This is a genomic window from Acerihabitans sp. TG2, assembly GCF_035013185.1.
Taxonomy (GTDB): Bacteria; Pseudomonadota; Gammaproteobacteria; order Enterobacterales; family Enterobacteriaceae; genus Acerihabitans.
In genome coordinates this window covers 154,341-174,758 of sequence record NZ_JAYGJO010000007.1, presented here as the reverse complement: position 1 = coordinate 174,758, position 20,418 = coordinate 154,341, and the positions used below count along the sequence as shown (strand labels likewise).

The following is a 20,418-nucleotide window of genomic DNA, read 5'->3' as shown; positions in this document are numbered from 1 at the left end:
GCAACCGGGGCGGTATTATCGGGTATCAATGGGTGAAAGGGAATCAACCAGAGCAAAAAAAGCGCGATCATTCGCGCCAGATCAAAAAAGACCGCCCAAACCCACCCGTTGCACTAGCCCCTCCACCCATTAAATCCACATGGCAGGCCTGCAATGCCGAACACAAAGGGAGGGGGAGCGTACCGTTAGGGTCGAAGTGGGCATGGTTTTATTGCCCGCCCGAGCGCCCCTAGGTGCGTTAAACCCTCCGCCCACCAAGCCACTCGGCAGGCCTGCCACGCCGAACACAAAGGGAGGGGGAGCGTATCGTTGGGGTCGAAGCGGCCGTTTCCCGGCCGCCCGAGCGCCCCTAGGTACGTTAAACCCTCCACCCGCCAATCCACACGGCAGGCCTGCCATGCCGCACACAAACGGAGGGGAAGCGTACCGTTGGGGTCGAAGCGGCCGTTTCCCGGCCGCCAGAGCGCCCCTAGGTGCGTTAAACCCTCCGCCCACCAAGCCACTCGGCAGGCCTGCCACGCCAAGCGCAAACGCAGAGGACGCGTACTGTTGGGGCTACAACAACACCCAACTACTGTGCCAGCGCCTTACCAATTTTCTCAAACAGATCACCCGACAAATTAGGCAACGCCTGCAGTCGATTCAGCGCATCACGCATCAACCCCTGACGCGACTCATCGTAACGCCGCAAACGAATCAATGGCTCAATCAATCTCGACGCTACCTGCGGATTACGGGTATTGAGCTCAATGAGGATCTCCACCAGAAAACGATACCCGCTGCCATCAACCGCATGGAACGCCGCAGGATTCCCTGCCGAAAACGCGCCGATCAACGCCCGGATCCGATTAGGATTATTCAGACTAAATGAACGATGATTAAGTAATAACTTCACCTGACTAAGCACATCCTCCGCCGGACTGGTGGCCTGCAACGTAAACCACTTATCCATCACCAAACCATCATGATGCCAACGCTCGTCAAATTCCGCCAACAGCGTCGCTTGGCACGGCAACTGTGCCGCCACCGCTGCAGCAATCGCCGCCAACGCGTCGGTCATATTATCCGCCTGATGATATTGTGCGTTGGTCATTCTGACCGCCCGATCGTGATCGCCAAAAGCCAGATAGAACAGACAAGTATTACGTAAGGCCCGCTTACCAATATCCTGATGCTCTACCCGATATTGCCCCGTGCCATTGGCCAAATAAACCGCCAGCAACTCATCATCCAACTCCACCGCCAAACAACGAATCAATGCCTCATGAACCCCATGAATGGCAGTGGGTTCGATCACACTGAACAGCTCGGCCATTTCATTTTCGCTGGGCAACGTCAAAATTTGCGCCGCCAACGCCGGGTCCAGCTCAGGATCGAGCAAAATACCACGAAACGCATCGGCAACATGCTCCGGCAGCGTCAAGGGCAAACCCTGGCTAAAGCGCGCAACACTCAACTTAATATAAATAGACAGCAGGCTCTGCGCTGCGTCCCAGCGGGAAAACTCATCAGTGGCGGAACGCATTAACAATATAAGCTGCTGATCGCTGTAGGGATAATCCAACTTAACCGGCGCAGAAAAACCGCGCAGCAACGACGGGACCGGCAACGAAGGCACCTCATCAAAAACAAAGGTCTGCACCGCGGCGGTCACATTCAATACATTCGCCACCGGTTGCCCGTTATATTGCAACGGGATCACCCTCCCCTCTACATCATACAATTCAACATCAAGGGGGATATGCAACGGCAGTTTATCTGACTGGTCGGCGGTAGACGGTGTCATCTGGCTGACATGCAACTGATATTGGCGTAGCTCGGGATTATACTCATCACGCACCGACAGAACCGGCGTGCCTGACTGGCTATACCAACGTCGAAACAGCTGTAAATCGATACCAGACGCCTGTTCCATAGCATCGACAAAATCATCACAGGTCGCAGCGCTGCCATCATGGCGCTCCACGTACAGCCGCATACCCGCCTGGAATTTCTCTTCACCAAGCAGCGTGTGCAGCATTCGTATGACTTCGGCACCCTTTTCATAGACGGTAACCGTATAGAAATTATTCATTTCTATCACTTTATCGGGCCGGATAGGGTGCGCCATGGGGCTGGCATCCTCGGCGAACTGCGAGCCACGCATCACCCGCACATTGGCGATACGGTTCACCGCACGGGAGCCAAGGTCGGCACTGAATTCCTGATCGCGAAACACCGTCAGGCCCTCTTTCAGGCTGAGCTGGAACCAATCCCGGCAGGTAATGCGGTTACCGGTCCAATTATGAAAATACTCATGGCCAATCACCCGCTCAATGTTCAGATAATCCGTATCCGTAGCGGTTTCGGCCCGCGCCAGAACATATTTTGAATTGAAAACATTCAACCCCTTATTTTCCATGGCGCCCATATTGAAGAAATCTACCGCCACGATCATAAAGATATCGAGATCATATTCCAGACCGAAACGGGTTTCGTCCCAGCGCATCGATTGCTTAAGCGACGTCATCGCCCAATCGGCGCGATCCAGGTTGCCGCGATCCACAAACAGTTCCAGCGCTACGTCACGCCCTGACCGGGTCGTAAAACTGTCGCGCAGCACATCAAAATTGCCGGCCACCAAGGCAAACAGATAGCAGGGTTTTGGGAACGGATCTTGCCAGACTACCCAATGGCGGCCATCACTCATCTCACCAGCATCGATACGGTTGCCATTGGACAACAAGAAGGGATAACGGCCCTGGTCAGCAATAATGCGCGTGGTAAACCGAGCCAGTACATCCGGCCGATCGAGATAATAGGTAATATGACGGAATCCTTCCGCCTCACATTGGGTGCAAAGGGCATCACCGGACAGATACAATCCCTCCAGGGCCGAGTTTTGATTAGGGTGGATAACATTAACGATAGTGAGGGTAAATGCTGCGGGCAACTGCTCCACGACCAAGCATGACCCCTCCTGACGATAATGCGACCATTGCTGACCATTGATGCTGACACTGAGCAGTTCCAGATCTTCGCCGTTTAATATCAACGGTACGCCAGGTTGACCACTCCTGACGACATTACTGACCGCGGTCACGGTAGTGGTCTCGGCGTTAAGATCAAATTCCAGGCTGATATCGGTGATGGTATAATCCGGCGCACGATAATCATGGCGGTATTTAACTAGCGGCTGTTGAGTCATAATTAACCTTTTGGCATCGTCATTGATTTCATTAAGATGAGTTTATTCCTGTTACGGCCATGTTGCCATTGTTAAGCGGAGAGGCCCATTAAAATGCACAGCTCAAAGAGTTGATGCCGTTTATCTATCCACTTAAACGTGACTATGCCGATGAATTTCGCCACAACGGCACGTTTAAGCCTCGACGTTATCACGCCATTTATGATTTGATGTGACTACACTTACAGAATAAGCCGGGTACACTTCAGTCGTTGTCCAATGATACCCACTGGGTTTCACGCTGTGGGCTGACGGCAAGCAAGCGGATCCCAATGCGCTTACACAGGTAAGTCATTCGGGTGAACGAGCGCCGACAAACCCCCTGCAGCCTGAAAGCTGGAGGGGGTAACCGACTGTATTTATGTGTCGCAAGAGGATGCTGTAACGCACCATGAATTTAGCCATTGACCCGATTTTAACGTCGCTACTTGACACTGATGCCTACAAACTACACATGCAGCAAGCGGTTTACCACCGCTACCATGATGTCACCGTCACAGCAGAATTCCGCTGCCGAGGCGATGACCTGTTAGGTGAGTTTGCCCGCGATATCAGTGCACAAATTGAGCTCATGCGCCATTTGTCGCTTAGCGATGAGGAATATCACTATCTCTCGGAATTGCCTTTTTTTCATCAAGATTACCTGGTCTGGCTGCGGGCTTTTCGTTTCGACCCTCACCAGGTCAGAGTACGCAATCATCATGGCAAATTAGACATTCGGATAACCGGCCCCTGGCGCGACGTTATCTTGTGGGAAGTGCCCTTGCTTGCCGTCATCAGTGAAGTGGTCCATCGCCGGCGCTCACCCTTTGATGTGCGTGAAATGGCGTTAAATCAACTCGAACAGAAGTTGCGCCGTTTTCATGACTGCAGCCGAGATGTGGATATATCCCACTTTAAGTTGATGGATTTCGGCACCCGCCGGCGCTTCTCTCGCAGACTACACGCTGACGTGGTGACGCGCCTTCAGCATGACTTTCCTTATTTGATCGGCACCAGCAATTATGATCTGGCCCGACGCCTGGACTTGACGCCGGTTGGGACTCAGGCCCACGAATGGTTCCAGGCCCATCAGCAAATCAGTCCTACACTGGCCAATAGCCAACGTGCCGCGTTGCAGGCATGGCTGGATGAATATCCCGGCCAACTGGGCATTGCGTTAACTGATTGCATCACCATGGATGCCTTTTTACGTGATTTCGGTTTGCAGTTCGCCGAGCGATACCAGGGCCTGCGCCATGATTCTGGCGATCCGGTGGAATGGGGTGAGAAGGCCATTGCCCATTATCTCAAGCTAGGCATTGACCCCATGACCAAAACATTGGTGTTTTCCGATAGTCTGGACTTTGATCAGGCATTGACGCTGTATCGTCATTTTTGGCAGCGGATAAATCTGGTGTTTGGTATCGGTACTAAGCTCACCTGCGACATTCCGGGTATCAAACCGCTCAATATCGTCATCAAACTGGTGGAATGCAACGGCAAACCGGTGGCCAAACTCTCCGATAGCCCAGGCAAAAGCATGTGCCAGGATAAAGATTTTATCCTGGCATTGCGCAAGGCGTTTGATGTGCCGCTGGTCAGGAAAGCCAGCTAAGTTTACCCCATCGCGCGCGGCGCTCACCTTGCTTGTCCGCGCGATGGACCGTTTCGCCTGACGGTGATCCCCGCCCCTGATCCCCCGAGCTGAGTATTTTTTTCCCCATAAAGCGAATTCTGTCGGTAAAATGACGTTTTTCGCTTGTGTCCTTCTGGCTGCCAAGTAACATATTACAGCTTTCGCATCGGCGAGAATAACCAACCCCACATCACACTGAGTTAAGAGAGTATTTTATGAGCGTAGTGCCTGTAGTCGACGTACTGCATGGGCGCATACCGGCTGACAGTGAAGTCACTGTATATGGTTGGGTGCGTACCCGGAGAGATTCTAAAGCCGGTATCTCCTTTCTCGCCGTCTATGACGGTTCCTGCTTTGATCCATTACAGGCCGTCATTAATAATACTTTGGCAAATTACCAACATGACATTTTGCGCCTGACCACCGGTTGCTCGGTGGCAGTGACCGGGCGGGTAACCGAATCACTCGGCGGCGGCCAACGGTTCGAAATCCAGGCGGAAAAAGTTGACGTTTTGGGTTGGGTTGACGATCCCGACACCTATCCGATGGCGGCAAAGCGCCACAGCGTAGAGTATTTACGTGAAGTGGCCCATCTGCGCCCACGAACCAACATGATCGGCGCCGTAGCGCGCGTGCGTCATACGCTGGCCCAGGCGATCCACCGGTTTATGAACGAACAGGGATTTTTCTGGGTGTCTACTCCGTTAATCACGGCGTCGGATGCCGAAGGCGCGGGTGAGATGTTCCGGGTTTCCACCCTGGACATTGAAAATCTGCCGCGCACCCCGCAGGGCAAGGTGAATTTTGAGGAAGATTTTTTCGGCAAAGAAGCCTTTCTTACCGTTTCTGGCCAGTTAAACGCTGAAACTTATGCCTGTGCCTTATCCAAGGTCTACACCTTCGGCCCGACTTTCCGCGCGGAAAACTCCAATACCAGCCGTCATCTGGCTGAATTTTGGATGGTGGAACCGGAAGTGGCGTTCGCTACTCTTGACGATATTGCCGGCATGGCGGAAGCCATGTTGAAGTATGTCTTCCAGGCGGTACTGACTGAACGTGCCGATGATATGAAATTCTTTGCCGAGCGGATCGACAAAGAGGCGATTACCCGACTAGAGCAGTTTATTTCGTCGGATTTTGCCCAGGTGGACTACACCGAAGCCATCGCTATTTTGCTGGCCAGCGGACAACAGTTTGAAAATCCGGTGTCATGGGGTATCGACCTGTCTTCTGAGCATGAACGCTACCTGGCAGAAAAACATTTTAAAGCGCCGGTGGTGGTCAAAAACTACCCGAAAGATATCAAGGCATTTTATATGCGCATGAATGACGACGGTAAAACCGTTGCCGCCATGGATATTTTGGCTCCGGGAATCGGCGAAATTATCGGCGGTTCCCAGCGTGAGGAGCGGCTCGATCGCCTCGATTCACGCTTAGCAGAAATGGGTTTGGAAAAGGAGGATTACTGGTGGTATCGTGATCTTCGCCGTTACGGTACCGTGCCACATTCCGGTTTTGGACTCGGATTTGAGCGGTTGATCGTTTATGTAACAGGAATGCAAAATATTCGTGACGTAATTCCTTTTCCGCGCAGTCCACGCAACGCTAATTTCTAATTTTTATCTTAAAATATAAGAAAAACATATAGATAATCAATAAAGGTCAGCGATGCTGGCCTTTATCTTTTCAAAGTTAGAGATCTCTCACAAAGTTCCGCAAAATTTACATTTTGAAACACTAGGTTTCCCGCTGAAACATTATTGCGACCTTTGTATCATTTTCGGGGTGGATTAACATGCCCACGAATGGAACACTGCGTTCAGACACAGGAAGACACCAAACTCTCAATAATGTTTCATAAAGAAATATTAGCGGCAGTGGCAGGTGTCCGAATAACACCAATGAGGGTAGTAATAATGATGAAGCGCAATCTTCTTGCAGTGATAATTCCGGCCTTATTGGCTGCAGGCGCAGCACATGCAGCCGAAGTTTACAACAAAGACGGCAACAAACTGGATCTGTACGGTAAAGTTGACGGCCTGCATTACTTCTCCGATGACAGCGGCAGCGATGGCGACAAGAGCTATGCTCGTCTTGGCTTCAAGGGTGAAACCCAAATCACTGACCAGTTGACCGGTTACGGCCAGTGGGAATACAACTTCCAGGCGAACAACCCGGAAAGCAGCGATCCTACAGTTGCTGAACATGGCAATAAAACCCGTCTGGGTTTTGCCGGTTTAAAATTCGCCAACTACGGTTCATTCGATTATGGTCGTAACTACGGCGTAGTTTATGATGCACTGGGCTGGACCGATATGCTGCCGGAATTCGGCGGTGATACAGCTTACACTGACAACTTCATGACCGGCCGTACTACTGGTGTTGCGACTTATCGTAATACTAACTTCTTTGGTATGGTTGACGGCCTGAACTTTGCTCTGCAATACCAGGGTAAAAATGACCGTACTGACATTAATAAAGCTAACGGCGACGGCTACGGTGGTTCAGTTTCTTACGTTTCCCCGATTGGGGTAGGTATCGTTGGCGCTTATGCTTCTTCTGACCGTACCAATGCGCAGAACCAGTCACAATATGGCCGCGGTGACCGTGCTGAACAATGGGCAACGTCTTTAAAATATGACGCCAACAATGTTTATTTGGCAGCGACCTACGGCGAAACCCGTAACTCAACTGGCATCAGCGTAGCGACGGGCACTTTTGATTCAACCGGCGCAGAGATCAAAGATGCTGGTTTTGCCAACAAGACCCAGGACATCCAGATAGTTGCACAGTATCAGTTTGACTTTGGTCTGCGTCCGTCCATCGGTTATGTTCAGTCCAAAGGCAAAAACATTGACAACGGTATCGGCGATGTCGATCTGGTCAAATACTATGAAGTCGGCGCAAGCTATGCGTTCAACAAAAATATGTCGACCTACGTTGATTACTACATCAACCAAATTGATTCTGACAACAAACTGGGCATTTCCAGCGACGACATCGTTGCACTGGGCTTGGTTTACCAGTTCTAAGTTGACGTAGCTTTACTGGCAGCGTCCTTTTCTGCCACAGGTAAAGATGAAAAGCGGGGTTTCCACCCCGCTTTTTTTATGCGTCATAAGCAGCAGTAATATCCCCGCACGTTCCAGTGTTTTTTGTTGCAAACGGTTGGCAAACCGATCGTCTGGCGGTAACCTGATAAGACTCTGTGCTCACCGTTAGTTACCCTTTGGAATCGCCTAACATGTTTGAAAATATTCCTTTAGCCGCCGCCGATCCTATTCTTGGATTACTTGATATTTTTCGCACTGATGACCGCCAGAATAAAATCAATTTAGGCATTGGGGTGTATAAAGATGAAACCGGCCGTACCCCGGTATTAACCAGCGTTAAAAAAGCCGAACAGTTCTTGTTGGAAAACGAAACCAGTAAAAATTATCTTGGCATCGACGGTTTGCCCGCGTTCGGCCACTGTACCCAGACCTTGTTGTTTGGCGCCGACAGCGCCCTTATCAGCGCTAAACGCGCCCGCACTGCGCAAACCCCAGGCGGCACCGGCGGCTTGCGCGTTGCCGCTGATTTCCTGGCTAAAAACACCCGCACCAAGCGGGTCTGGATCAGTAATCCCACCTGGCCTAACCATAAAAATATTTTTGCTGCCGTGGGTTTAGACACTGCCGATTACGCTTATTACGATGCGACGCAACATACACTGGACTTTGATGGCATGCTTAACAGCCTGCAGGATGCCCAGGCTGGCGACGTGGTGCTATTCCATGGCTGCTGCCATAATCCCACAGGCATTGATCCCACAGCTGCTCAGTGGCGCGTTCTGGCCGAATTATCGCATACTAAGGGTTGGTTACCGTTATTCGATTTTGCCTATCAGGGTTTTGCCCGCGGTCTGGAAGAGGATGCTGAAGGTTTGCGTATCTTTACCCAACACCATGATGAAATGATTATCGCCAGCTCGTATTCGAAAAACTTTGGCCTCTACAACGAGCGTGTCGGTGCCTGTACCTTGGTCGCGGCAGATGCTGAAACGGCTGATAAGGTCTTTAGCCAGCTAAAATCCTGTATTCGCGCCAACTACTCCAATCCCCCGGCTCACGGCGCCGCCATTGTGGCCACCATTTTGGACAACGAGGCATTGAAGGCGTTATGGGAACAAGAACTGACTGAAATGCGCCAGCGTATTCAGCGTATGCGTCAGCTGTTTGTTTCAACGCTAAAGGAAAAAGGTGCCCAACAGGATTTCAGCTTTATTAAGGAGCAAAACGGCATGTTCTCGTTTAGCGGCCTGACCAAAGAGCAGGTACTGCGTCTGCGCGGTGAATTTGGCGTTTATGCCGTGAACTCCGGCCGGGTCAATGTCGCCGGCATGACACCGGACAACATGGCCCAGTTATGCGAAGCCATAGTCGCGGTGCTCTGAGCTACGCGGGCAGATAAGTCATTGACGTAATCGCCCTTCGGCGATTGTCGTTGACATGGGGCAGCTATGCGCCTGGCATAGTTGCCCCATTCATAGTGGCCTCATGCATAGTTTCCCCATGCATAACTGCCCCCAGTGGGTTATCTCAGGAAGGGGTTGGTCTGCCGCTCATGACCGAGGGTGGACATCGGCCCGTGGCCAGGAATAAATTCGATATCATCCCCTAGGGGCAGCAGTTTGGTGCGAATGGCATTAATTAACGCCTGATGGTTGCCACGAGGAAAATCGCTGCGGCCCACGCCACCATAAAACAACACATCACCCATCAAGATAAGCTGCGCCTGACGGTTGTAAAACACAATATGACCGGGGGTATGGCCCGGGCAGTGTAAAACGGCGAACCGCTCTTCACCCAGCGACACGACATCCCCCTCCTCCAGCCAGCGATCCGGCGTAAAGGGCTGACAATTGTCCAAACCAAACATCCGGCTTTGTTCCGGTAAACTGGCCAGCAAAAAGGCATCTTCCCGCTGTGGGCCAACGATTGGCACGCCATAATGCGCAGCAAGTTCCGCCGCCGCGCCCACATGATCCAAATGACCATGAGTCAATAAAATTTGCGTGATCGTCACGGGACGATCTGCCACCGCAGCGATCAGCTTTGCTGCTTCACCACCGGGATCGACCAGCGCCGCGTCGCCGGTTTTGTCACACCAGACTAAAGTGCAGTTCTGGCTGAAGGCGGTAACCGGAATAATGTGGTATTTCATGATGCTCCGTTAAAACCTAACGTAAAAGTGTTGATTCCGTCAGCCGGATAACAAAACCAGGCCAAAGCGACCAACGCTTTTACCACGTTCTTACCGGGCCGGTATCAATATGAACAAAATTACTGCTGGGATAATAACCGACGCCGCCCATCCGTAGCTTTAGGGCTGCTTTGCGAATATTAGCCAGTTGCGTTCCTTCGATATGGAAATCCATCGCTTTACCGAGCGTATGGTAACTGTGTTTGGCAACACCTGAACTGCTCGCGCGCAGTTCTCTGTTGGTTTCACGCGAACGATAGCCGGAAATCAGCTGTACCGGTTTATGGGTACCCAGCAACACTTGCAACCGATAGAGATGGTCAAACAGGCGTGGGTCAATTTTCGTCACTTTTTCTGCTCGATAATCACGGAAAAAGTGGTTCAATCGCGATAGCTCCGCTGGATTATACCCTTTACCGTTAAAAAATTCGGCTTTTAACGACTCGCCGGTATTCACATTATTGAGTGTGAGGATCCGCGGTCTAGGTGTGGAAAGCATAGCGAAGGAGGTCTGCGGTAACACGGCCAAACCCAGAGCGGTGCAACTTAATGCCAGCAACCTGCGTCGACGATGATTTATGTGATCCATGGGTAAATAACCAATTGGCGTAAGAAGACTATACCCACCTGCAGCTTGAAAAATGACGGGTATAACGATTTGCACACCCTATGTGCACCGTCGTGAACCATAACCGCAGTTATTGGCGCAGTCAACCCACCGATTGTCAAGCTATGTGAAGATGCACAAACGCTGCACCGGGTCATAAATAACCCGGCTTCAGCTAATTCTCATGGGTTCATCAACTTATTGCAGCAGTCGCTCCGCCGTGGGCAGACTTTTGGCACCCAACTTTATCGACGTATCATAATTGTAAATATCTGTGCGGAACTGCGGTTTTCCATCGTCCGCCACCCAGGCCGTGAGATAAAACAGATTTACCGGAATCCGATGACGAATAGAGACATAAGTGGTATTACCCTGTTCAAGGGTCTCACTGACCCGGGTATTGCCCCAGCCGGCGTCTTGTAGCAGCATATTGGCCAAATCCGAGGCTTTATTGACCCTGACACAGCCAGAACTCAGTGCCCGCATATCATTTGAGAACAAGTTGTGATTGGGCGTATCGTGCAGGTAGATAGCATCCGAACTGGGCATATTGAACTTATAGCGCCCAAGGGCATTATTAGCACCGGGAGACTGGCGCAAACGGAAAGGGAAATGTGCGGGGGAGATTATTCCCCAATTCAGCGTGTCTGGATCAATCGCCTCCACGTCACCGCTCCAGCCCGATAATACGACAAAACCATTACGCTGTAGATAACCTGCATCGTGCATGGCTTTAGGAATGATGTCCTGACGCACCAGGGATTCGGGCACATTCCACGGGGGATTAAGCACCACGCTGCTGAGCGCGCTTCGCATCAAGGGGGTTTTTCGGCTCGGTCGGCCGACGATCACCCGGGAAGACAGCACTTTGTTACCCTGCTGATAATACACAAGGGAGTAATTGGGAATATTCACCTGAATGCCGGTCAAGATCCGATTGTTCAATAACCGCAAACGCTGAATGTTAAGCGCCAACAGCGTGACCCGCGTCTGTGGCGAGACGTTGAGCCAGTCGCGAGTCTGGCGACCGATAATGCCATCGGCGGTCAACCCCTGCCAGCTCTGAAAACGTTTGACCGCCTCCACCAGGTCAGGCGAAAAGACCTTATCTTGTGGATCAACGGTGGCGACCACCGCCGGATCAGAGGTCGAGGGGGATGGATTGAGCGAATCAGCGGCCGGACTGACCACTACCGATTGCTGGGCAGCACTCAGCGGCGGGCTAGTCCGTACATCTGCCGGCACACTGTCAGCCGTAGGCAATGGGGATGACGGCTCGGCGCTTAACATACCGCTGCGGCGCAGAATGTCACGCAGCGCCGGAATGTCGTCGCTGAGCTGACCAGGGCGCAGACTATCCTTACCAGTAAGCTGCGGCCACGGACGGGTCTGCGTAAGCATCGTTTTCAAGGCCTGATGCATTTTGAGATATTGCGGATGCTGTGGCGCCAGGCTGGCAATAAACTGCAGGATGCCGCCATCGTCCACTGCATGTAACCAATGTTCGACCGCCGGTGCCGGCGGCGGTGCCAGACGATAAGCACTATTGCCATACAGCCAGGTTTCGCCGTTTTTCTCAACCCCGGAGACATACTGCAGGTAGCCCAGCATGGCATCAGACAGGATAATATCACGTCCTATCGGGCTGATATTGGGGTTGGTCAGCCATTGGGTCCAGGTAATGAACTGCGGCTGTACGCCAGACAAGGCTAACTCCGCCAGTTGCTGCTGAAATTGCTGGACGGCGGTGCGATCTCGCCACAGTGGTTGATTATGTCGGGCAGCATAGATCGCCGCCAGTTGACCTGCATAATAAGGTTTGATGCCTGCGGGTAGTACCGTCGACAACGCAGCGCGGCTATGGCCCAGGCTCTGGGTATTGGGCAGGATAGGCGCCGTCGTCACCTGCGCTTGTGCGCCTATCAGTGGAATCAGGGTCAATGCCAGCAGGCAGCTGGTAACCGTACGTCGCCATAACACAGTATTGGTCCGTAACATCCCTTGTCCCCTGTATACAGAATTGTTAATTATTATGCTGTTTTTCTTTACACTCATTTAAACCCTAGTATATAAGCAGAATGACAAAACCGCGCTGTACAAATGAAGCTTAATGGTAAAGAAAAGTGCCACTTCATGGGCATAGACAACATTCACCACCCTAGTCTTCTTCTGGTTTGCCTCGCTCGACAGGTCAGCGGTAGGTTGGCAATGTGTAAGAGGTTGTTTTTACGTCATGATGAAGGGGGGAAGCGTTACGCGCCACCTGGCTGCAGATCAGTGGATAAACCAACGCCTCGCATCCTGATGCCTAGGTAAAGCAGATTTTGTATACAGCGACACTGCGGGAATAAAGGCCAACACCCTGTGGCGGTGGCGGGGGGTGCTCTCCTCACCTGCCACAGGGTCTTGATCCAGACTGACTATTCCATGGTTTCCGACGCGGTAGCGGGCACAGGAATCGCCGGCACGTCCGTGCCAAATCCCCTCAACCCCACCACATGCACATGTTCTTGATTATTGAATACCTTACGCACTAGCTTATAGGTGGTGCCTTTCTCCGGACTGATATTTTCCGGCGCGGCGATAATCAGTTGCATTTGTAAACGGTCACAGAGCTCGAATAACGTGGCAATGGATTTGGCGTCAAGCCGCGCCGCCTCGTCAAGGAACAACAAGCGGCAGGGGGATATATCCTTACCGCGCAAGCGGCTGGATTCATCTTCCCAGCTTTGCACCACCATCACCAGTATTGACATACCGGTACCAATGGCTTCACCGGTGGATAACGCCCCACTCTCGGCGCGCAGCCAACCGTCGGCACCACGATTGACCTCAACCTCCATTTCAAGGTAATTACGGTAATCGAGCAGTTCTTCGCCAATCGTCTGCGGTGTACGCTGGCCCATATCAATTTGCGGATTTAACCGTTGATATAATTTTGCGAGCGCTTCCGAGAAGGTCAGACGTATGCTGCTAAACAAATCCTGATGCTGCTCTTGCTGTTCACCCAAGACGTCCAGCAAGGTTGCATGGGCTTCGCGCACATTCACATTGAGCCGCACGCTTTTCACCTGGCCGAAGCTAACCGTTTGCAGTCCCTGATTCAACATGCGAATACGGTTCTGCTCGCGCTGAATGGTTTTGCGGATAATGTTGGCTACGCTGCGCGAACTGATAGCCAGTTTTTGTTCGCGGGCGGTCAGCTCTTCCGTTAACCGACCCAGCTCAATTTCCATCTGTTCGATAGCATCCACCGGATCGTCGGTACGAATGATGTCCTGACGAATACGCTCACGCAGATGTTGATAGACTGCGATAAAAAACTGGATTTTACGCTCTGGCCGCTTAGGATCTTCGGATAACCGCAACACATCACGTAAATGTTCATTGTCGGCCACGGCCAGGCGCAGCGCCCCCAGTGCTTTGTCGGACATGGAACGTAAATCATCCGCTTCCATGTAGGCCAGTTCGCGCCGGTGTAGCCGGCGTTCGACGCCGTTATCCCTGACCAGGCGCATCACGGCGCACCAGCCGGCTTTTGCAGTGACCACCTGCTCGCGCATCTGGTAATATTCCCGCTCAAGCTTGTTGAGTTGCTTGCGCAGGGCGCCCATTTCCGTTTCGCACAGTGTCAGTTGCTTTTCGAGCTGATTACGACGGGTACGATTTTGTCCCAGGGCGGCGTGCAGATGGTCCCGCCGTTCTTTAGCGCGCGCTTCAGCATTTGCATCGGCCTGCACACCGATATCCTTTAACTCCTGAGTCAGTTCCTGGTACATGTCGCGCTTGGCGTCATAGGCGCTTTTGAGCGAAGCCAATACCTGGTTAAGTTGCGTAAGCTGTGCCTGATGCTGGCGCAATGCCTCCCGCGCGCGGCTGCGCTCAGTTTCCGCTTGTTCAAGCCGCTGGCGCAGCTTGTCATTGAGATCTGAGTTTTCCGTCAACATTCCTGCGGAATCGGAGTAACTGAAATGGGCACGCCGCTGGATGACTTCGGTCAGAGCGAAAGCCTGCTGCTTGGCCTGGCGTTGCGCTTGCTGTGCCTGTTGATAATCCGCCAACAGCTGTTCATGTTGTTGCGGATCGTTTTGCAGCACCGCAACCATGGGTTCCAGCTGGTTTAGCGCGCTACGATGCTGTTGCAAATAGCGCACCGCATCCTGGGCGTCTTCCCACTCGGCCCGTACGCTCTCGTGCCGGTCTTCCAGTTGCTCATCCCCTAACAGGGAAATGCGCGGTATCAGCCGGTTAAGCAGGCCCAGTGATTCCCGTGCCTGCTCATATTGCTGTTTGTGCTGCTGTGACTGGCCTTCATAATCAGCCAGTTGCCGCTCCAACTCGCCGCGCCGGCTGGTCAAACGCCGAATTTCCGCCTCTGGGTCGTCTTCAAAAGCCACGGCCAGATGTGTGCCGACAAAACGCCCAAAAGCCTGATGCAGTCGCTGAATTTTCTGCACGTCGAACGATAACGTGGCATAACGCTCAGCCAGTTCGTCACGCTCGGCGTTGAGGCTCTCCAAACGATTCTCGCGCGCTGCGCGACCAAATAACGGCACGGCGGGGAAGCGGGAATAACGCCACTGACGATCGGCTACTTTAACCAGTACCGCGCGTTCTAATTCTTCAATACCAAACACGCTGTCATCGAAGGATTGGGGGTCACCCTCAATGAGATAAAGATCGTCCGGGCACTCATCCAACCCATCTAGCTGATCGCGAATGCGTGATAAATCCGGCACCACAATGGCTTGGCGCGACGGGCCGTATAACGCGGAGAAATAAGGCGCGTCGTCGAAAGTCACATCATCGTAGATTTCCGATAGCAAAACGCCGCCGAAGCGTTCCGCCAACGTAGCCAACCTCAGGTCTTCGCTGCCGCCCGGATGGCTCAATCGCTCGATTTGCTCCTCCAGGATGCGTTTGGCGCCGGCCACTTCGTCACGTTCGACGGTCGTTTCGCGCTCGTGCTCCAGCAGTTGTTGCATCACCTCGGTAACCTGGGAGCCGCTTTCCAAGATTTCGCCGCTCTGCTCGCCCAGTAGGGTTAACGCATCCTGCGCCGCCAGCCAGGCTGGCGCGCGCTGCGTCAGCAATTGCAGCCGCTGCAACAGTTGTTCCAGATCCTGACGCAGCCCCATACGCCGTTCGCCGGCCTCCGAGACCGTCACCGACAGTGCATCGACCCGAGCATCCAACTCTTGCTGGGCTATTTCCAACTGTTCCGGCGGATAATCGGTGCCGGCGCGTTTATTGAACTCAGCCAACAAGCGCTGTGCTTCCTGCTGCTCACGCAGACGTTGTTCCAGCTCGTCGAGCTGGCTGCGCAGGGCCTGTAGCCGATCGGCCTGATGCTGCTGTGAGGCCGCGTCGCGCAGCAGGTCCCGAGCGGTTTGCCACGACTCGGCGCGACTGACGGGTCCTGCGATTTTCACCACCAGCCCGTAGGCTTGTTCAAACTGGCTATGCGCTGCCTGGGCAACGCTTAGCTTTTGCTCCAGCCCCAGCAACACATCGGTCTTTTCCCGTTCACGGGCCTGGAATAGCGCCAATTCTTGTTCGGCGTCGTCGGCGGACAGTTCGGGCAAGGCGCATAATTCGCGTACGCGTTCGAGCGCCTGCAGCGCCTGCTGATATTGAATCGCTCGGGTTTGCTGTACATCAAGCGCCTGCTGGTAATCCGCTAACTGGCTCTTGATCTCATCGACTTCCAACTCGGCGGCTTCGGCACGCGCTTCGTGGTCCTGATGAATGTCGCTGGCTTCGGCCACTACCTCGTTTTGTTCCTCGAGTCGGAAGGTCAACTCGTCGATATCATCATGGTAGCGGGTGATTTTTTCCTGCTGGCGCATGGCGGTTTGCACCAGGTTCAAATGGTCGCTGGCAGCTTGATAATCAGTTTCCAGGTCCGATTCACTGGCGGTAATTTCCAGCAGTTCACGGGCCATATCCACATGTCGATACTGCTCAACGCCTAGCTGTTTGCGGCCACCTAACAGATCCCGGCGCAGTACCAATGTCCGGTCGAGATTAACACGCCGCTCGTTGGCATGGCGCATATAGTCAGCCGCCACATAGGATGTCGCTTCACAAATGAGGTGTTTAAACAGGTCACGATCAGACTGGGTGACTCTGATGGCTTCCAGCGTCATGCGGTTTTCCCGCAGCGCGGCTTCCATGTCCTGGAAGGCTTTGCGCACGCCGCCATTTTCCGGCAGCAGATAGTCGCGTAGCGAGCGCGTGATGGCACTGGAGATACCGCCGTACAACGACGCTTCGATTAGCCGGTAATATTTGCTGCGATCGGCAGCTGAACGCAGGCGCCTGGGAATCACCCCCAGATCGAACATCAAAGAGTGGTAATCAGTAATCGAGTTAAATACTTTAAACTGCACGCCTTCGTGTTCTTCCAGTCGTTCTTTTAGCTCCTGTAGGCTTAACACCCGAGCCTGGCGTTCCCCCACGATCTGGGTGAGGATCTCCGTCGGTTGTGTGGCGATGGGTAGGCCCTGGATCATAAAGGGTTTGATATCTACCTTACGATCGCGCCCGGCGATTTGTTGCAATCGCACGCCGACCAGCACGCGCTGATGGCGGGAATTGACCACATCCAACGCCGCATAACATACCCCGGCGCGCAGCTTGCCATGCAGTCCCTTATCGCGGGAGCCACTGGTGGCGCCGGCTTCGGTGGTATTACGGAAATGCAGTAACGTCAAATCCGGAATCAGTGCGGTAATAAAGGCCGCCATGGCAGTCGACTTTCCCGCACCATTACCACCGGACAGGGTGGTGACCAAGGTATCCAGATCAAAGGTGCGGGCAAAAAACCCATTCCAGTTAACCAAGGTTAAAGAGCGAAATTTACCACGTTCTATCATGCCAGTTCATCCTCGGCGCTTTCTGACGATCTCGCGTTGAGATTGCCATGGTCGTCATCCTGTTCGTCATTAAGCGATAAAGTTTGCTCTATGGGCATGGCTTCGCCATCGCGAATCATGCGCAACTGCGCGTCGCGCGGGTCATCCCCACTACGCACATCAGCACCGAAACGGAATACCGCTTCGGTAATGCGAAACTTGGTGGCGTCGCTCCCCATGAACCACACCATACCCAACCGACGCAGGCGATTGAGCGAGGTTCTGACTTTTTCCTGGAGTTTTTGCCGGTCCAGATCAGAGCCGGTGGAACGTTGATTGACCAGCTTTAACAATTTATTTTCATCGGCCAGACCGAGCAGTTCGTCATACAGTTCTTGCTGGGTGAAAATACCTTCATGGGCCAAACGCTCGGGACTGAGGTAGAGATAGCACAGTATCTTGCCCACCATCATATCCAGCTCGGACAGTACCGAGCGCGGGATCAGCGTAGTGGAACGCGGTCGTAGATAGAAAAAGCCCTCGGGTGCCCTGATCAACTCCACATTGTAGCGGCGATAAAAACCGTCGAGTTCGTCTTGGAAATCCATCATAAACGCATGGTTATCCAACTCTTCCACGCCGATATGCCGGCCGGAACGCAGCGCACTGTCCAATGCCGGGAAAATAGGGTTCAACAACGCCTTTGCCAGCTTAAGCGGCATGGTTTCTTCAATACTTGTCGATGACATGGGCCTGTACCTTAGCACCGTAATCGTTGATTGCCTGCCATTGTGCTGGCAATCCGGAAAAATCCGATCCGGCCACGCCAAGGCGTACAGCCTGATCAACTAAAATGCGCGCGACGTCAAACTGTCGTGCGCGTGGAAAACGAACCAGGTAATCACGCATCACCTGGCCAAGATCAAGAGGCAACTGTTGTTGTTTGTAATGCACCAACGCTTCTTCAATCATGGCCATCAGTTGCTCGCGCACTTCACTGAACTCTTCATACTCCATATCCGGCGGCAGTTCACCGGTGACTTCCTCGCTACGCAGTGCCAGCTCTTCGTCGCGCATATCCAGCAGACGATCCGCATTAGCGTAGGTGAGAGCCCAGGGATGTTCGAAATAATGTTGTACCGATTGGCGCAGACGCTGGGCGAATACCCGGTTTTGATCCATATCAATGGCGTTACGGATAAAACGGTGCACGTGGCGATCGTAGCCTATCCATAAATCTATCGCCTGCTGGCCCCAACTCGTAATACGATCCAGTTTGGCTTGCAGGTCAAACACCAACTTGTCGATAAAAGTCAGATGCTGGTGTCCCAACGTAGCATCCTGAATACGCAGCAGATTGGCCTGCAGTTTATCCCCCGCCGCCTCCAGCGTATCCTGCAATTCACGTAGGGTGCCGGAGGTTTCAGACAATAACAGCTCACAGCTGGCAATAGCCGCACGCCAGTCCTGGTTGAGCAGCGCCGCGATATCGTCTTTTACCGATTGTTGCTGCCCATCCATGATGCGCTGAGTCATATCAATACTGTCGAAAATCTCCGCCACCGAGTATTTTAGCGGGGCAAACACGTTGCGGTGCCAGTGGAACTCATCCCCCTCTTCTTCAGCGGCTTCCGCCGCCCGTTGCAACTCCTGGGCGACGATGGACAATTGCACTGACAGGCGCAGCGTGGAAAATTCTCGTTGGCGAATATAATAATCGCTGATGCCAATACCCAGCGGCGTCAGACGATAGATGGCGTTGCCATCCGCCAGTTCACTGACAAAACGGTTGAGCAAGCGCTGGCGTACCAGGTCATTAATGGCGTTGTTCGCCCTTATCGCCACCGTTTCATGGGTCTGTTCAAAACCCTGGCTAACGTGGCGAAACGCATCCACCAGTTCGCCCTCGCTCATTTCACCGTCCATGCGCTCGCTATTGAGAGTGGCTATCGCCAACAAAAACGCCAGACGCTCAATGGGCAGCGACAATGAAAAGTCATTTTTCCGGGCCCAGGCGACCAGTTCCGGTACAGTCTGGGAAAATTCACTCATAATTCATCCTTCAGAAAGGGCTTATGCGCCATGACATGAATATAGCGCCCCATGCTGATAAAGGGTTCCTGCCGGCAGTAACGCTGTTCCATCGCCAATAAAGCAGGAAAATCATCCTGTTGCTGCTGTTTGTTCTGCAGGTAGTCGTGAAACACCCGGACCCCGCTTTTGCCGCTTACCGTCATCCCCATCTCCGCCAACCAGCCGAACACCTGGGCAGGATCACATGGATGCTCTGGCATCAGCGAGCGCTTCTTGCGCTTTGGCATGCCGGCAGCCACAAAGTCGATGTTGCCCAAAATCATATTTCTCATGACCAGGCCGTGCTTATTGTAAAACATAAGCGACAGAGCACCACCCGGAGCCAGACTATCATACAGTCCCCGTAATAAATCGTGTGGTTCGGCCACCCATTCCAGTACCGCATGCAACAATATCAGATCAGCCGGTCTTTCCAAATGGGGTGCAATGTCCTGGGCGGCACTTTGCACAAATTGCATGTTGGCGCTCACACCGTGCAGTTGCGCAGCTTGCTGCGCCCGCTCAATCATGCCAGCCGACAGATCGCATAATAACACCTGATGCCCCAGCGCCGCCAATTGGCACGCCATGCGGCCTTCACCGCCGCCGGCATCAAGCACATACAACGGGCGGTCAGGCAAACGGGTGAGTAGCGTTTGCAAATCCTGCCAGACTACCGCTTGACGAATTTGCCCTTTGGTGGTGCCATAAATATTGCGCGCAAACTTTTCAGCAATATCGTCAAAATTGCGGTCCTGCATAAATATAGATGCTCCGGGCATAGCGGACGAAA

12 protein-coding genes are annotated in these 20,418 nt (G+C 53.0%); 4 read left to right on the top strand and 8 right to left on the bottom strand.

Translation table 11 applies throughout. From position 1 onward, the window contains the following. Positions 1 to 571: 571 nt before the first annotated feature. Positions 572 to 3,187, bottom strand: a complete 2,616-nt coding sequence (pepN, locus tag SJI19_RS08950) for an aminopeptidase N (RefSeq protein ID WP_323477903.1) — start codon at positions 3,185 to 3,187, stop codon at positions 572 to 574. Positions 3,188 to 3,617: 430 nt separating this feature from the next. On the opposite strand from pepN, the gene pncB reads away from it, so the two are divergent. The 4 genes from pncB to SJI19_RS08930 all read left to right on the top strand — a co-directional run bounded on the left by pncB (position 3,618) and on the right by SJI19_RS08930 (position 9,279). After that, the gene (pncB, locus tag SJI19_RS08945; RefSeq protein WP_323477902.1) at positions 3,618 to 4,823 is read left to right on the top strand and encodes a nicotinate phosphoribosyltransferase; all 1,206 of its coding nucleotides are present in this window, start codon (positions 3,618 to 3,620) and stop codon (positions 4,821 to 4,823) included. Between the two features lie 236 nt (positions 4,824 to 5,059). After that, positions 5,060 to 6,460 carry an asparagine--tRNA ligase gene (asnS, locus tag SJI19_RS08940; RefSeq protein WP_323477901.1) on the top strand — a complete coding sequence of 467 codons (1,401 nt, stop codon included), beginning with the start codon at positions 5,060 to 5,062 and terminating at the stop codon, positions 6,458 to 6,460. 300 nt (positions 6,461 to 6,760) lie between these two features. After that, a complete protein-coding gene (gene ompF, locus SJI19_RS08935) occupies positions 6,761 to 7,876 on the top strand; it encodes a porin OmpF (RefSeq protein WP_323477900.1) in 1,116 nt (371 codons plus the stop codon). A 212-nt stretch (positions 7,877 to 8,088) separates the two neighbouring features. Then, positions 8,089 to 9,279: an amino acid aminotransferase gene (locus tag SJI19_RS08930; protein ID WP_323477899.1), complete on the top strand. Its 1,191-nt coding sequence runs from the start codon at positions 8,089 to 8,091 to the stop codon at positions 9,277 to 9,279. A gap of 140 nt (positions 9,280 to 9,419) precedes the next feature. On the opposite strand, the gene SJI19_RS08925 is transcribed toward SJI19_RS08930, so the two are convergent. The 7 genes from SJI19_RS08925 to cmoM all read right to left on the bottom strand — a co-directional run bounded on the left by SJI19_RS08925 (position 9,420) and on the right by cmoM (position 20,386). Then, positions 9,420 to 10,049 carry an MBL fold metallo-hydrolase gene (locus SJI19_RS08925; protein WP_323477898.1) on the bottom strand — a complete coding sequence of 210 codons (630 nt, stop codon included), beginning with the start codon at positions 10,047 to 10,049 and terminating at the stop codon, positions 9,420 to 9,422. Positions 10,050 to 10,128: 79 nt separating this feature from the next. Further along, on the bottom strand, positions 10,129 to 10,677 hold the full coding sequence (locus SJI19_RS08920; RefSeq protein WP_323477897.1) for a YcbK family protein: 549 nt from the start codon (positions 10,675 to 10,677) through the stop codon (positions 10,129 to 10,131). Positions 10,678 to 10,893: 216 nt separating this feature from the next. Further along, positions 10,894 to 12,693, bottom strand: coding sequence for a L,D-transpeptidase (ldtD, locus tag SJI19_RS08915; RefSeq protein WP_323477896.1), 1,800 nt, complete (start codon positions 12,691 to 12,693; stop codon positions 10,894 to 10,896). Positions 12,694 to 13,115: 422 nt separating this feature from the next. Further along, a complete protein-coding gene (gene mukB / locus SJI19_RS08910) occupies positions 13,116 to 17,573 on the bottom strand; it encodes a chromosome partition protein MukB (RefSeq protein WP_323477895.1) in 4,458 nt (1,485 codons plus the stop codon). Further along, on the bottom strand, positions 17,570 to 18,301 hold the full coding sequence (gene mukE / locus SJI19_RS08905) for a chromosome partition protein MukE (RefSeq protein WP_323477894.1): 732 nt from the start codon (positions 18,299 to 18,301) through the stop codon (positions 17,570 to 17,572). Before mukE ends, mukB begins: the two co-directional genes overlap by 4 nt. Continuing rightward, entirely contained in the window at positions 18,282 to 19,604 is a 1,323-nt protein-coding gene (gene mukF / locus SJI19_RS08900) for a chromosome partition protein MukF (RefSeq protein WP_323477893.1), read from the bottom strand. Before mukF ends, mukE begins: the two co-directional genes overlap by 20 nt. Further along, positions 19,601 to 20,386 carry a tRNA uridine 5-oxyacetic acid(34) methyltransferase CmoM gene (cmoM, locus tag SJI19_RS08895; protein ID WP_323477892.1) on the bottom strand — a complete coding sequence of 262 codons (786 nt, stop codon included), beginning with the start codon at positions 20,384 to 20,386 and terminating at the stop codon, positions 19,601 to 19,603. Before cmoM ends, mukF begins: the two co-directional genes overlap by 4 nt. Between the last annotated feature and the right edge of the window lie 32 nt (positions 20,387 to 20,418).